Origin of the sequence: Bradyrhizobium sp. CSA207 (assembly GCF_029051685.1) — a bacterium.
GTDB lineage: Bacteria > Pseudomonadota > Alphaproteobacteria > Rhizobiales > Xanthobacteraceae > Bradyrhizobium.
Genome location: NZ_JAACFT010000027.1, coordinates 1 through 13,067, shown reverse-complemented (window position 1 = coordinate 13,067; position 13,067 = coordinate 1). Strand labels below are relative to the sequence as shown.

At 63.4% G+C, this 13,067-nt stretch carries 15 protein-coding genes and 2 pseudogenes; 11 read left to right on the top strand and 6 right to left on the bottom strand.

Annotated features, from left to right (window positions below; translation table 11 throughout):
• The 10 genes from soxY to GWG65_RS27490 all read left to right on the top strand — a co-directional run bounded on the left by soxY (window position 1) and on the right by GWG65_RS27490 (window position 8,343).
• On the top strand, window positions 1-453 hold the full coding sequence (soxY, locus tag GWG65_RS27535) for a thiosulfate oxidation carrier protein SoxY (protein WP_275198703.1): 453 nt from the start codon (window positions 1-3) through the stop codon (window positions 451-453).
• Between the two features lie 17 nt (window positions 454-470).
• Window positions 471-797 (top strand): thiosulfate oxidation carrier complex protein SoxZ, encoded by a 327-nt coding sequence (gene soxZ / locus GWG65_RS27530; RefSeq protein ID WP_275198702.1) that lies wholly within the window; start codon window positions 471-473, stop codon window positions 795-797.
• A 28-nt stretch (window positions 798-825) separates the two neighbouring features.
• Window positions 826-1,647, top strand: coding sequence for a sulfur oxidation c-type cytochrome SoxA (soxA, locus tag GWG65_RS27525; RefSeq protein WP_275198701.1), 822 nt, complete (start codon window positions 826-828; stop codon window positions 1,645-1,647).
• A 27-nt stretch (window positions 1,648-1,674) separates the two neighbouring features.
• Complete coding sequence (soxB, locus tag GWG65_RS27520) at window positions 1,675-3,366, top strand: thiosulfohydrolase SoxB (RefSeq protein ID WP_275198700.1); 1,692 nt, start codon at window positions 1,675-1,677, stop codon at window positions 3,364-3,366.
• A gap of 6 nt (window positions 3,367-3,372) precedes the next feature.
• Window positions 3,373-4,644 carry a sulfite dehydrogenase gene (soxC, locus tag GWG65_RS27515; RefSeq protein WP_275198699.1) on the top strand — a complete coding sequence of 424 codons (1,272 nt, stop codon included), beginning with the start codon at window positions 3,373-3,375 and terminating at the stop codon, window positions 4,642-4,644.
• On the top strand, window positions 4,583-5,320 hold the full coding sequence (locus GWG65_RS27510; protein ID WP_275198698.1) for a cytochrome c: 738 nt from the start codon (window positions 4,583-4,585) through the stop codon (window positions 5,318-5,320). The genes soxC and GWG65_RS27510 overlap by 62 nt, the downstream gene beginning before the upstream one ends.
• Window positions 5,321-5,343: 23 nt before the next feature.
• On the top strand, window positions 5,344-5,778 hold the full coding sequence (locus GWG65_RS27505; RefSeq protein ID WP_275198697.1) for a DsrE family protein: 435 nt from the start codon (window positions 5,344-5,346) through the stop codon (window positions 5,776-5,778).
• A 14-nt stretch (window positions 5,779-5,792) separates the two neighbouring features.
• The gene (locus tag GWG65_RS27500) at window positions 5,793-6,698 is read left to right on the top strand and encodes an alpha/beta fold hydrolase (protein ID WP_275198696.1); all 906 of its coding nucleotides are present in this window, start codon (window positions 5,793-5,795) and stop codon (window positions 6,696-6,698) included.
• A gap of 9 nt (window positions 6,699-6,707) precedes the next feature.
• Window positions 6,708-7,151, top strand: a complete 444-nt coding sequence (locus GWG65_RS27495; RefSeq protein ID WP_275198695.1) for a DsrE family protein — start codon at window positions 6,708-6,710, stop codon at window positions 7,149-7,151.
• A 100-nt stretch (window positions 7,152-7,251) separates the two neighbouring features.
• The gene (locus GWG65_RS27490) at window positions 7,252-8,343 is read left to right on the top strand and encodes a YeeE/YedE family protein (protein ID WP_275198694.1); all 1,092 of its coding nucleotides are present in this window, start codon (window positions 7,252-7,254) and stop codon (window positions 8,341-8,343) included.
• Window positions 8,344-8,924: 581 nt separating this feature from the next.
• Here GWG65_RS27490 and GWG65_RS27485 read toward each other — a convergent pair.
• From GWG65_RS27485 to GWG65_RS27470, 4 genes are read right to left on the bottom strand one after another with little or no spacing between them, the layout of a single operon-like run.
• Window positions 8,925-9,245 carry a 2-oxo acid dehydrogenase subunit E2 gene (locus GWG65_RS27485; protein ID WP_275198693.1) on the bottom strand — a complete coding sequence of 107 codons (321 nt, stop codon included), beginning with the start codon at window positions 9,243-9,245 and terminating at the stop codon, window positions 8,925-8,927.
• Complete coding sequence (locus GWG65_RS27480; protein WP_275198692.1) at window positions 9,230-9,643, bottom strand: E3 binding domain-containing protein; 414 nt, start codon at window positions 9,641-9,643, stop codon at window positions 9,230-9,232. Before GWG65_RS27480 ends, GWG65_RS27485 begins: the two co-directional genes overlap by 16 nt.
• Window positions 9,597-9,971, bottom strand: a complete 375-nt coding sequence (locus tag GWG65_RS27475) for a biotin/lipoyl-containing protein (protein WP_275198691.1) — start codon at window positions 9,969-9,971, stop codon at window positions 9,597-9,599. Before GWG65_RS27475 ends, GWG65_RS27480 begins: the two co-directional genes overlap by 47 nt.
• A 52-nt stretch (window positions 9,972-10,023) precedes the next feature.
• Complete coding sequence (locus GWG65_RS27470) at window positions 10,024-10,464, bottom strand: thiamine pyrophosphate-dependent enzyme (RefSeq protein WP_275198690.1); 441 nt, start codon at window positions 10,462-10,464, stop codon at window positions 10,024-10,026.
• A gap of 469 nt (window positions 10,465-10,933) precedes the next feature.
• On the opposite strand from GWG65_RS27470, the pseudogene GWG65_RS27465 reads away from it, so the two are divergent.
• Window positions 10,934-11,197 (top strand): annotated as a pseudogene (locus GWG65_RS27465) (IS30 family transposase); the annotation flags it as partial.
• 179 nt (window positions 11,198-11,376) lie between these two features.
• Here the strand turns inward: GWG65_RS27465 and GWG65_RS27460 are convergent.
• Both GWG65_RS27460 and GWG65_RS27455 read right to left on the bottom strand, forming a co-directional pair.
• Complete coding sequence (locus GWG65_RS27460) at window positions 11,377-12,648, bottom strand: S41 family peptidase (RefSeq protein WP_275198689.1); 1,272 nt, start codon at window positions 12,646-12,648, stop codon at window positions 11,377-11,379.
• Window positions 12,649-12,830: 182 nt separating this feature from the next.
• A pseudogene (locus tag GWG65_RS27455) lies at window positions 12,831-13,067 on the bottom strand (saccharopine dehydrogenase); the annotation flags it as partial.

Sequence of the window (13,067 nt, the reverse complement as noted above, 5' to 3'; positions counted from 1 at the left end):
ATGAAAGCCATCAATCGACGGCAGGCATTCGCGCTCGGGGGCGGCTTTGTCATGCTGACCCTGATGCCGATGGCGGCCGATGCCGAAGTGAGCAATGACGCCGCGAAGTGGATCGAGAAGTTCACCGGCGGCAAGCCGCCGGTCAAGGGCAAGATCGCGCTCGACCTGCCGGAGATCGCGGAGAATGGCAATACCGTGCCGCTATCGCTCACGGTCGAGAGCCCGATGACCACGGAATCCTACGTCAAGGAAGTCATGATTCTCGCCGACGGCAATCCGAACGCCGGCGTCGCGACGCTGATGTTCACGCCGCTCTCGGGCAAGGCGGAGGCCTCGATCCGGATCCGGCTCGCGGCCACGCAGAACGTGGTTGCGATCGCGAAGATGAGCGACGGCGCGCTGTTCACGGAGCAGAAGACCGTGAAGGTGACGATTGGCGGCTGCGGCGGCTAGGGCGCAAGGAGAGGACAATGGCAGACAAACCACGCATCAAGCTTCCCAAGGAAGCGGCCAAGGGCGAGGTCATCCAGATCAAGACCCTGGTCTCGCACGTCATGGAATCGGGCCAGCGCAAGGACGCGCAAGGCAAGCCCATCCCGCGCAAGATCATCAACAGATTTGCTTGCGAATTCAACGGCAAGTCGGTCTTCGCCTGCGCGCTCGAGCCGGCGATCTCGGCCAATCCTTACATCCAGTTCGATGCAAAGGTGGAGGAAGCCGGGACCTTCAAGTTCTCCTGGACCGATGACGACGGCTCGGTGATCACGGCCGAAGAGAAGATCGCGCTCAAGGCGTAATGCCGTAGAGCTTCGAGGGAGAGAGCAGATGCGTTCGCGATACGTTGGACTCGCCGTTGCGATCGTCGCGGTCGCATCGCTTGCGACGCCTGCTTTCGCGCAGGAGACCGAACGCAAAGGCGTCTCCGCGCCGCGCGGACACGTCTTCAAGACAATCATCTCCGGCTACCAGTTCCGCAGCAAGGAAACGCGGGCGCTGCAGGACGACGACCTGGAGAACCCCGGCTTCCTGGCAGTGGAGCGTGCCGCCGACGTCTGGAAGAAGGCGGAGGGCAGCAAAGGTAAGTCATGCATGAGCTGTCACGGCGAGGCCGAAACGAGCATGAAGGGCGTCGGCGCCGCCACGCCGAAATGGGACGACAAGCTGAAGAGGCCGGTCAACATCGAGCAGCGCATCAACATCTGCCGCACCGAGCATATGAAGGCGGAGCCCTGGAAATTCAAGTCCCAGGAACTGACCGACATGACCACCTTCGTGCGATACCAATCACACGGTATGCCGGCGGCGGTGAAAACCGACGGCCCGATGTCGTCCTGGTTCGAGCGCGGCAAGCAGATCTATTACACGCGCTACGGCCAGCTCGATCTCGCCTGCGAGTCGTGCCATGAGCGCAACAACGGAAAATTCATGCGCGCCGATTTTCTCAGCCAGGGCCAGACCAATGGCTTTCCGACCTATCGGTTGCGCGACCAACGCCTGGTGCCGCTGCATGAGCGGTTCGAAGGCTGCATGTTCGACGTGCGCGCCGAGCCGTTCAAGCCGCTCTCCGACGAGTTTCTCGCGCTCGAGCTCTATGTCGCCTGGCGCGGCATCGGACTGCCGGTCGAGACGCCCTCGGTGCGCAATTGAACCGATGATCCTGCAGGAGCATTGCGCATGATCTCTCGTCGCGAGTTCATTCAGGTTGCTGCAGCAGCGGCGACACTGGCGACCGGCACCGGTTCGAGCCTGACCCGGGCGTTTGCCCAGCAGCGCCTGACCCAGAAGGAATTGCTGGCCTTCGAGCCGCTCGGCAACGTCACGCTGGTGCATGTGACCGACATTCACGGCCAGCTCATGCCGCTTTACTTCCGCGAGCCGTCGATCAATCTCGGCGTGGGCGACGCCAAGGGCCTTCCGCCGCACGTAACCGGCAAAGAGTTTCTCGCCCGCTTCGGCATCGGGCCAGGCTCGTCGGCGGCTTACGCCCTGACATCGGAGGATTTCGAGGCGCTGGCCAAGACCTATGGCCGGATCGGCGGTCTCGATCGCGCCGCCACCGTGATCAAGGCGATCCGTGCAGAGCGCGGCGACAAAGTCGCCCTGCTCGACGGCGGCGACACCTGGCAGGGATCGTGGTCGTCGCTGAAGACGCGCGGCCAAGATATGATCGACTGTATGGCGCTGCTCACGCCCGACGCCATGACCGGACATTGGGAGTTCACTTACGGCACCGAGCGCGTCAAGCAGGCGATCGAGGGGCTCGGCTTCCCGTTCCTCGGCCTCAACATCCGCGATACCGAATGGAACGAGGCGGCGTTCGACGCCTCGACCATGATCGAGCGCGGCGGCGTCAAGATCGCGGTGCTCGGTCAGGCCTTCCCCTATACACCCGTCGCCAATCCGCGCTGGATGATTCCAAACTGGTCCTTCGGCGTACGCGAGGAGGACGTGCAGGCGCAGGTCGACAAGGCGCGCAAGGGCGGCGCGCAGCTCGTCGTGCTGCTCTCGCACAACGGCTTTGACGTCGACCGCAAGCTTGCCAGCCGCGTTAAAGGAATCGACGTCATCCTGACCGGACACACGCATGACGCGCTGCCCGAAGCCGTGAAGGTCGGCAAGACCCTGCTCATCGCGTCGGGCTCGTCCGGCAAGTTCGTGTCGCGGCTTGACCTCGACGTCCGCGCCGGCGAGGTTAAGGCCTACAGCTACAAGCTCATTCCGCTGTTCTCCGATGTGATCGCGGCGGATGCCGAGATGGCCGCGAAGATCGCCGAGGTACGCAAGCCCTTCGCGTCCGAGCTATCGAAGGTGCTCGGCAACACGGATTCACTGCTCTACAGGCGAGGCAATTTCAACGGCACCTTCGACGACCTGATCTGCCAGGCTCTGTTGCAGGAGCGCGACGCCGAGATCGCGCTCTCGCCGGGCTTCCGCTGGGGCACAAGCGTGCTGCCTGGACATGACATCACCTTCGAGGACGTCACCAACGCAACCGCGATCACCTATCCGGCGGTCTATCGCATGGGCATGACGGGTTCGCGGTTGAAGGAGATCATCGAGGACGTCGCCGACAATCTCTTCAACGTCGATCCCTATTATCAGCAGGGTGGCGACATGGTGCGCATCGGCGGTCTGTCCTATGCGATCGATATCGCGAAGCCGCAAGGCAGCCGCATCTCGGACATGCAACTGCTCAAGACCGGTGCGCCGATCGATCCCGCGAGGGAATATCAGGTCGCTGGCTGGGCCAGCGTCAACGAAGGAACCGAAGGGCCGCCGATCTGGGAGGTTGTGGCCAATTATCTGACCCGACAGAAGACGGTTCGCCTCGAACCCAACAGAGCTGTCAAAGTGACTGGAGCGTGAGAAGCGATGTCGAAGATGGACAGTCCCCGGCAATCCCGACGCAATTTCCTGGCCGCTGGCGCCGGCGTTGCAGCGTCGGTGCTCGCGAAGCCCGCCTTGGCCGGCGGCGGCAATCCGGCGAACCAACCTCCCAACGTCCCGGAATGGACCAGGTCGCTCGGAGAGGGCGTCGCCGTGCGCCCCTACGGCAAGCCTTCGAAGTTCGAGAAGGATGTCATCCGGCGCGACGTCGAGTGGCTGACCGCCTCGCGCGAGTCCTCGGTGAGCTTCACCCCGCTGCACGAGCTCGAAGGCATCATCACGCCGAACGGCCTCTGCTTCGAGCGGCATCATGGCGGCATCGCCGAGATTGATCCGGCCGATCATCGCCTGATGATCCATGGGCTGGTCGAGCGTCCGCTCATTCTCACGCTGGAGGAGCTGAAGCGCTATCCGCGCGTCAACCGCATCCATTTCATGGAATGCGCGGCGAATTCGGGCATGGAGTGGCGCGGAGCCCAGCTCAATGGCTGCCAGTTCACCCACGGCATGATCCATTGCGTGCAGTACACCGGCGTGTCGCTGCGCACTCTGCTGGAGGAAGCCGGCGTCAAGACGAGCGGCAAGTGGCTACTGGTCGAGGGCGCCGACGCGGCCGCGATGGATCGCAGCTTGCCAATCGAAAAGGCGCTCGACGACTGCATCATCGCCTACAAGATGAACGGGGAGGCCCTCTACCCGGAGCAGGGCTATCCGATGCGACTGGTGGTGCCGGGCTGGCAAGGCAATCTCTGGGTCAAGTGGCTGCGCCGCATCAAGGTGGGCGACCAGCCTTGGCACACCCGCGAGGAAACGTCGAAGTACACCGACCTGTTGCCGGACGGTAAGGCGCGCCGCTTCACCTGGGCGATGGACGCCAAGTCGGTGATCACGAGCCCGAGCCCGCAGGCGCCGATCAAGCATGGCAAGGGCTTTACCATCGTGTCCGGGCTTGCATGGAGCGGCGGCGGCAAGATCAAGCGCGTGGACGTCTCGCTCGACGGTGGCCGCAACTGGTGGCCGGCGCGGCTCGATGGGCCGGTGCTCGACAAGGCGCTGACGCGCTTCTACTACGAGTTCGACTGGAACGGCGAGCCGCTGCTGCTGCAATCGCGCGTGCAGGACGAGACCGGCTACGTGCAGCCGAGCAAGGCAGAGCTGCGCAAGATCCGCGGCGTCAACTCCATCTATCACAACAATGGCATCCAGACCTGGCATGTGCAGGCCAATGGTGAGGTCGAGAATGTCGAAGTCGCTTAAGTTCGTCGCAGTGGCACTGCTCCTGTGCGCGATGAGCGCACCGGCGCTCACGCAACAGAAAGCGGACGCCAAGAGCGGTCCCCGCTATCACATCGGACGCGCGCCGACCGCGGACGAAATCCGCGGCTGGGATATCGACGTGCGGCCCGACGGCCAGGGCCTGCCGGACGGCAAGGGCACGGTCGCCCAGGGCGAAAAGCTTTTCATGGACAACTGCTCGACCTGCCACGGCGAGTTCGGCGAGGGTAACGGCCGCTGGCCAGTGCTGGCGGGTGGCAAGGGCTCGCTGACATCAGACAATCCGGTCAAGACGGTGGGCTCGTACTGGCCCTACGCTTCGACCGTGTTCGACTACGTCCGTCACGCCATGCCTTACGGCAATGCGGAGTCGCTCTCGGTCAACGAGTATTATGCGCTGGTTGCCTACGTCCTGTACCTGAACGACGTTGTCACCGACCAGAATTTCGAGCTGACCAACAAGAACCTTGCCACGATCAAGATGCCGAACGAGCAGGGCTTTGTGATGGACGATCGGGCGACGAGCGAGAAATCGTTCTGGCAGAGGGACCCCTGCATGAAGGATTGCATCGCGCCGGTGAAGATCACCGCACGCGCTGCCGTCATCGACGTGACCCCTGAGGATACCAAAGACGGAAAGTCGCGGGGCGTGGAGTGATCCGCCGGGCGAGCCGCCGTGGGTTGCTTCGCAGTTTGTTCGCTGCCGCCTTCATCGTGACATGTCTGGCCGCCCCGTCCCGGGCGGCCGCCCCGCACAGGCTCGCGCTGCAGATCAGCGACGACGACCCGGCCAAGATGCGCGCCATCCTCGATGTTGCGGCGAACGTCTCGCGGCATTATTCCGGGCAGGGCGACGACGTCGAGATCGTGGTGGTTGCCTTCAATGGCGGCCTCGAGATGCTGCTCGACGACCGCTCGCCGGTGAAGGAGCGCCTGTTGAATTTCCTGAAATCGATGCCCAACGTGAACTTCATCGCCTGCGGCAATACCCTGGAGACGCTTGCGGTGAAGGAAGGCAGGCGACCGCCGCTGATCGAGGGCATCAGCGTCACCCAGGTTGGTGTTGCCGCACTGATGGATCTTGCGGAAAAGAGCTGGACGATTGTCCGACCGTAAGGAGAGAGCCGTCGATGCGATGGTTGATGGGATTGGTTATCTTGCTCGTTCTCGCTCCGCCCGCCGGCGCGGCCGAGCAGGAGCTCGAACTGTCGGTCGGCGGCCGCACGACCCTCGCGACACTGCGCACACCTGCCTCGATGGGACCGGATACGCCGCTCGTCGTGATGACCCACGGCACGCTCGCCCACAAGGACATGGAAGTCGTCCAGGGCGTCGCGAAGGCGCTTGAGCAGCGCGGCATCGCTTCGCTCGCCCATACGCTGTCGCTGGGGCTCGACCGCCGCAAGGGCATGTATGAGTGCGGGGCGCGGCACGACTATGTCGTTGACGATGCGGTTGTCGAGATCGGTGCCTGGGTCGCGCGGGCGAGGGGCATGTCCCGGCTCGTCTTTGCGTTCGGCCATTCGCGCGGCAGCAACCAGGTCGCGCGGTATCTCGCAGCAAGCGAAACCCCGCCAGTGGCCGGTGCGGTGCTGCTGGCGCCGCTGACCGCGAGAGCCGAGGCCGATTTGCGCGCCTCCTACGCCAAGACCTATGGCAAGCCGCTCGAGCCGTTTCTGGAGCTGGCGACCAAGGCGGTCGCGGCGGGCCGCGGCGGGGAGTGGATGGACGTACCCGGCTTCATCTATTGTCGCAATGCCGTGGTCACCGCGCGGGCTCTTGCGTCGTTTTACGGTCCCGATGCCGGCCAGGATACGGCCGCGCTGGTGGCGCGCGTGAATCTGCCGGTGCTGGTGCTCGCCGCGACCAAGGATACCGTTGTGCCCGACGTGGCAGCAGCCTTCGCTTCGCTTGCCGGTGCGAGCAGGGGCAGGGTGCAGCTCGACAAGATCGAGGATGCCGATCATTTCTTCCGCGATCTGTTTGCGGAAGACGTCGCCGACCGCATCGCCGAGTTCATCAAGCAGACACGATAGGAGGGGACCATGCAGCGTCGATCCATGCTTCGCGCGGGCCTTGCCGGACTATTTGGTGCCTTCGCGGTGCGCCAGGCGTCCGCGGCAACCGAGACGCCCGCGCGGCAGCGCGTCGTCTATCACCTCGCCGATGCCGATCGCGTCGTCTTCGTTCTGGGCAACCTCCAGAACCATGTCGATGGCGTTGGTGGCCCCGGCAAGGCCGATATCAGGCTGGTCGTGCATGGGCCGGCGCTTCGCGCCTTCCACGCGCTCGCCGCCGAAGATCACATCGTTGCGACGATGAAGAAGCTCGCCGACGCCGGCGTCGGATTTGATGCCTCCGCCAACACCATGAAGGCGCAGGGGGTCAAGCTCGACGACCTCACGCCCGGCTTCGTGGTAGCCGAGAAGGGCGGCGTGGTGCGGCTCGCCGAGCTGCAACAGCAGGGATATGCCTATCTGCGGCCCTGAGCAGGCGTGGCGCCGATGCGGCCGAGCCTTGATTTGGCTCATATGGCGCAGCTGCAGCGAGCGATAGAGTGGCAGGCCTCAAAGGAACACTGAGGCGGCCGTGCTGACGATACTCATCGATCTCCTGGGGGAAGACCGCCTGTCGTGGCTCGGCGGCCTCCTGGTTGGCGGCGTCTTTGGATTCTTCGCCCAGCGCAGCCGGTTCTGCCTGCGCGCCGCGGCCGTCGAGTTCTCCCGCGGCGAAGGCGGCCCGCGCCTTGCGGTCTGGCTCCTGACCTTTGCCGCGGCGCTGGTGGGCACGCAGGCTTTTGTCGCGCTCGGTCTGCTCGACATCTCCGAGGCGCGCCAGCTCGCGCAGCAGGGCAGCATCTCCGGTGCGCTCGTGGGCGGCATGATGTTCGGCTGCGGCATGATCCTGGCCCGCGGCTGTGCCAGCCGGCTGCTCGTCCTCTCGGCCAACGGCAATCTCAGGGCGCTGCTGTCGGGCCTGGTGTTTGCGGTGACGGCGCAGGCTTCCTATCGCGGCCTGGCGTCGCCCGCGCGCGAGTGGGTGACCAACCTGTGGCTTGTCGACGGCGGGCCGTCGCGCGACATCATGGTGGTGTTCGGCGGCGGCACGCCCGAGAAGCTCGCTTTCGGTGGACTCTGGCTGATCGCGGGGCTCGCCTTCGCTTTTCGCAGCCATTTGCCGCGCCGGCTGATCCTCGCCGCGCTGGCGACGGGCGTGGCCGTCGTCGCCGGGTGGCTCTTCACCTACCAGCTGTTGCAGGCCTCCTTCGCACCGGTGACGCTGAAAAGCCTCACCTTCAGCGGACCGTCGGCCGAATTGCTGATGCTGGTCTTGAACAGCTCGCAGCTCCGGCTCGGCTTCGACCTCGGCATCATTCCCGGCGTGTTCCTTGGCTCGTTCGTCGCCGCGGCAAGCGCGCATGAGCTGAAGCTCGAGGGGTTTTTCGACGGGCTCGGCATGCGGCGCTATCTGCTCGGCGCGGTGCTGATGGGTTTCGGCGCGATGCTCGCCGGCGGCTGCGCGGTCGGCGCGGGCGTGACCGGCGCCTCGGTATTCGCACTCACCGCCTGGCTCGTGCTCGGCGGCATGTGGCTCGGGGCTGGGCTCACCGACCTCTTCGTCGACCGTGCCGGCACGCCGCAATCACGACAGGCCGCTGGCTCGCCCGCAACGGGCGCGTGATCTGATATTTTATGGCACGCAAAAACTGATAATCCGAAGAAGCGATTTCCGCTTCCAATTCATACACGTGTGGTCCTAGAAGAGGCAAACAGTGGAAGCTTGGTCAAACCAGATTTCTCAATCGGTCCGACAACGCAGAGGATCGATAGGAACGAAGATATCTTCGTAAAATGAATGACTTAGACTGAAAATTTTCTGTGGCTCCGATGATGGATTGGAACGAGAGTTAAAGTATTTCAATCGGTTAGAAGGCGGTGTGTGCACGACGTGTGCACCGGGAGATCAAGAAAAATCTCATCACAGCCTATGTGAGAAGGCCTCCTGAAGTGGATAAGGCCGCCCCAGCGACGTGCACGACATCAATTTCGGAGCGCAGGGGAGTTCGTCGAGTGCTGACGAAACAATCTCAATTGTCGGAACTGGAAACGTGTCGTCCCTTCACCGGGCATCAGGCAACTCCGGTGATCCGACAGGTTTTTCGTTATTTTGAATCCTTACAGGAGTGCTGACGCTGCTTCTCAAGGATTGGTGTTTGAACCTCTGGAGTAGGGTGGACTCCAACTTGTCGACGACGGCATTCATCAGCGGCAGCGAGCGGCCTCACCGCCCGTCACCACGCGGTGGTCAAAGGTGAGCGACAGCGGCAGCATGCGCCTCACTGCGGGCTGGCCGTGATGCGCGACCGCCCGCTCCGAAATCCGGCCGGCACCCACGATTGCCGCTTGCGGCGGCACGATTACCAGATTGGCAAACCGGCCTCCGATCATCCCGAAATTCGACAACGTGATCGTCGCGCCGCGCAGCTCTTCCGGAGGGTTCGAGCGGGCGATCGCGTCGGCCCGCAACCGGTCTAGTCCGCTCCGCAGGTCCGGGACGCTCCGCTCCGCTATGTTGCGCAGCACGGGAACGATGAGGCCGCCTTCCGTATCGACGGCGATGCCGGATCGACGCGCCCGATCAGGCACCGTTCTCCACTGCCGGAATGATACCAGGCGTTGAGCGCGGGCTCTGCTTTGCAGGCAGAAGCGATGGCGCGCACCAGCCGGATTGTCACGTCCTCGCCCTGTCGCCAATCGTCGATGTCGGCTTCATCCGTCACTGTGGCGGGGACGATTTCGGCATGGGCCGCCGTCATGCGTTGGGCCATCGCGCGGCGCAAACCGCGCAGCGGTTCGGCAGGGCCGGTCTGCGACATACGCTTCGCCGCCCGTTCGACATCGGCGCGAGTGATGCTGCCGCCGGGGCCGGTCCCCTCAACGAGTCGAAGATCGACGTCGAGCTTGCGCGCCAGTGTGCGCACCGCGGGAAACACCTGTCCGGCCGGTCGCGATCCCCGCCGGTGGATGTTCGTCGCTGCCAAGCTCGCCGACAATTGTGCCGGTGTCCTGCTCGGCGCCCTCGGAAAACTCGACGAGCGGCGCGCCGACCCTCACGATATCTCCCTTGGCGCCGAACAGGCGTGCGATACGTCCGCTCGACGGCGACGGTATCTCGACGACCGCCTTGTCGGTCTCCACCGAAACGAGCGGCTGATCGGTGACAACATGATCGCCTTCGTTGACGTACCAGGTGACGATCTCCGCCTCTTCAAGGCCTTCTCCAAGATCCGGCAACATGAAGTGGCGCATGGGGCAAGGTCCGTTGCAGTTCAGTTGAACTGGCACGCCTTTCGGGCTGAGGTCACGATGCGCCCGACCGAAGGCATGTTGTGTTGCTCAAGCCGCGCCATAGGGATGACCGTGTCGTAGCCTCGCCGCCCCAGAACAGCAGGATCTCCTCCAGTTTGACGCCACGCCAAAGCAGCGCGCCGTTGTCGCGATAGGAGGGCAGCAGTACGTCTTCATCTCGCATCGCACTGGCTACTCCGACCGATACCGCCTCCTGGCCGAGCGAAACGGCATAGGTTCCGAGCCGCCCGGTGCGCTGCAATGCAACAGCCTTCCGGTCGAACAGGCGCAGGAGCACCATCGACCGGTAAAGCGCTGCAAGCAGGTTGGCATCGGAGGCGAAGGCAGGGAGCGGGCGGTCGATGGAGCCGTCTGGCGCGAGGTAATTGCGGTGGCATACCTCGAAGCGGGCGATCACCGGGAGACCCTGGGTTGGCAGTTTTTTGCTGGCCACGTTCTCGCTCCTCGAGCGATTGTGCCTCCCATGACTGTGCCATTTGGTGGTGACGCCAGGACGATGCAAGACCATGGCGCGTTTGACTTGGTGTGCGCCATTGCCGCCCTGCGGGGTTACGCGATCATGGAAGCGGCACTGCGGCGGTGTTATATTGAAGCATGGCAAATGGTCAGGTTGTCCTGGTAACAACTCAGCCGTTAGGCGGCGGTCCACCCGTTCGCTCGGTCTATTTCGTGGCGGAAAGGGATCCGGAAACCGCCGCGGCGATTATCGCTGCGATGATGGCCCCGAACGAAAAGGTGGAAGCGTGGGGACCGCTTCCGGAGGCCGCTGTGAAAGCGCTCGGATTGAAGCCTGGCGACTTCACGCACGGGTGAACGGCAATCTAACGCCCGCTTGATTGCCGGTTCATGTCTTCCAACATGCCGCGCATCGCATCCATGTGCCTGCCGAAGCTTGCCCAATAGAGCTCGCCGATCATCAGCGCCTGACATTGGCCACCGAGGTCGACGTCTACTTCTGTGATCCTCGCTGTCCCCGGCAGCGCGGGTCAAACGAAAACACCAACAGATTGCTGCGTCAATATCTTCCTCGTGGCACCGATCTGTCCCTGTACAGCCAGGCCAAGCTCAGCGCGATCGCAAGACAGCTCAATGAAAGGCCGCGAAAGGCCTTGCTCTATCAGACCCCAGCTGAGAGGTTCGCAGAATGTGTTGAGGCCATCAGTTGAACCCGCCGCGCAAACCGGACATTCGGCTGGCCCCGAACGTCTCAGAGGGGCCCACGAGCGGACTAACTCTAACCTGGCTGCCGTGGGAGCGAATGCCCCAGCAAGAAACGCAGCATTTCACTTGTGGCGTCCGATCCTCGCGGATCAGGGTCAGAGCTAGCAGGGCTGCCTCCCGAGGATCAGGCCACGGATAGGACTGCGATTGCACGATTGAGTTGAGGATCGGAGGCCGGGTCAGCTTGGACCTCGATCGTGGGTGCCACGCCAACGCCTTCCAGCCGCTCGCCGTCGACCTGCACGTCTCCGACCGCGAGCAACAGCAGGCCGCCCTCAATGAGAAATGCCGTCGCAGCGAGGACAGCTCCCTCGGTCCGGCTACCGATGACCTCGCCAAGCCGATATTTTTTGAAGCCATAGGCAAGGATCTCCTTGCCGCTGCGGGTGCCACCGTTGACAAGCATGGCGACAGGCTTGCGCCACTTCACGTTGTCGAGTTCGCTGGCGCCATTGCGATCAGTGACCTGCGTCGTCGGCGCTCGCGTGTTGAACAAATCAAGATACCCGGGGATCGCGCCGCCCCAGCCGTCGCGCAAGTCCCAGATCAGCGCGTCGGCGCCGTTCAAGGGACTGTGCGATAGAAGATGCTCGAGCGTCCGCTGATACACGGAGCCAGCGTAGCACCAGACATGAACATAGCCGATGCTTCGGCCGTTGGCCGGTATTATACGGGCGCTGGCCTTCAAGCCGTCCAAGAACATTTTGTTGGGCTCAATTTCGACCGGAGTAACCGATATTTGCATAAACGCGCCGGTACGACGCAGCCCCAGCACAACCTCCTTGCCGACCTTGCCACGGAATGACTGGACCGGCTGAAACGGTGCACCGTCGGCGAAGACAATCACATCGCCAGCGAGCAGGCCGGCTTGTTGGGCCGGCGTGCCTTCTATAACACCGGTAATCGCGCTGTGGCCCTGCATGTCGAGACGCGAGAGGACGCCAATGCCGGGATAGGAGATACGGCCACTCGGAAAAGCGCGTTCCAGTCGGCGCCGCCTTAACGCACCAGCAAAGATATCGGAAAGCTGGTAGTACTCTGGTTCGTACGGTGTGTAGTAGCGGGTGTGCGAAGCATGCAGCTCAGAGAGCATGCTATTAATGACGCCGGCCAGCGCCTCTTCGGAACTCGCCCGCGTGGCGTCCGGCAAGTAATGGTCCCGGACCGCCGACCAATCGAGCCCGTGTAGGTGCGGATCGTAGAACCGGTCTCGCACGGTGCGCCATACCTCCTCGAACGTGGCGATGCGTGCGGGCACGACCTGGGATGTGGCCGAATCCGCTGCTTCTTGCTGCTCGGCCCACAACACCGTTGGAGTCAGAGCTGACGCCGTGGCCATTGACGTGAGCCGCAAAAAGTGGCGGCGCGACAGTGCTGAGTTGATTACCTTCTTCATCGTGCAACCTTGCGATGGAGCTCGTCGCTGTCCCGACAATTGGACATTCTCAGAGCCAGAGGGGATATCTCAAACGGGCCGGAAGCGGCCATTGAACCGGATTTGAGGCTGGCGCACGCCAAGCCGCGCTTTCGTTGGTGACGAACGTAATCCACCACGCCGCTGCAGTTCGGAGCGTTACCTCAACGCGCGCTGAAGGTGAGGCCGGCGCGCTCCTTTAGACGCTTACGCAACGCCGGACCCATCATCGCGCCCGGTGTCCAGGCGCCGCCCTCGCCCTGCACGTCGCGCGCGAGGCAGAGAGCGCTTTCGGCGATCATCTTGCTGGTCGAGCCATAGCCCGGATCGCGGTCGCCCGTGACTACCGCCTCGACCCGTCGGCCATCCGGCAGCTCGCCCAGGAAGAGGATGTCGTAGAA

Coding starts and splice junctions, on each gene's coding strand:
- GWG65_RS27495 (WP_275198695.1), top strand. CDS start 6,708: ATGCAGCGTCGATCCATGCTTCGCGCGGGCCTTGCCGGACTATTTGGT.
- soxA (WP_275198701.1), top strand. CDS start 826: ATGCGTTCGCGATACGTTGGACTCGCCGTTGCGATCGTCGCGGTCGCA.
- soxB (WP_275198700.1), top strand. CDS start 1,675: ATGATCTCTCGTCGCGAGTTCATTCAGGTTGCTGCAGCAGCGGCGACA.
- soxC (WP_275198699.1), top strand. CDS start 3,373: ATGTCGAAGATGGACAGTCCCCGGCAATCCCGACGCAATTTCCTGGCC.
- GWG65_RS27510 (WP_275198698.1), top strand. CDS start 4,583: ATGGCATCCAGACCTGGCATGTGCAGGCCAATGGTGAGGTCGAGAATG.
- soxY (WP_275198703.1), top strand. CDS start 1: ATGAAAGCCATCAATCGACGGCAGGCATTCGCGCTCGGGGGCGGCTTT.
- soxZ (WP_275198702.1), top strand. CDS start 471: ATGGCAGACAAACCACGCATCAAGCTTCCCAAGGAAGCGGCCAAGGGC.
- GWG65_RS27460 (WP_275198689.1), bottom strand. CDS start 12,648: ATGAAGAAGGTAATCAACTCAGCACTGTCGCGCCGCCACTTTTTGCGG.
- GWG65_RS27500 (WP_275198696.1), top strand. CDS start 5,793: ATGCGATGGTTGATGGGATTGGTTATCTTGCTCGTTCTCGCTCCGCCC.
- GWG65_RS27475 (WP_275198691.1), bottom strand. CDS start 9,971: ATGCGCCACTTCATGTTGCCGGATCTTGGAGAAGGCCTTGAAGAGGCG.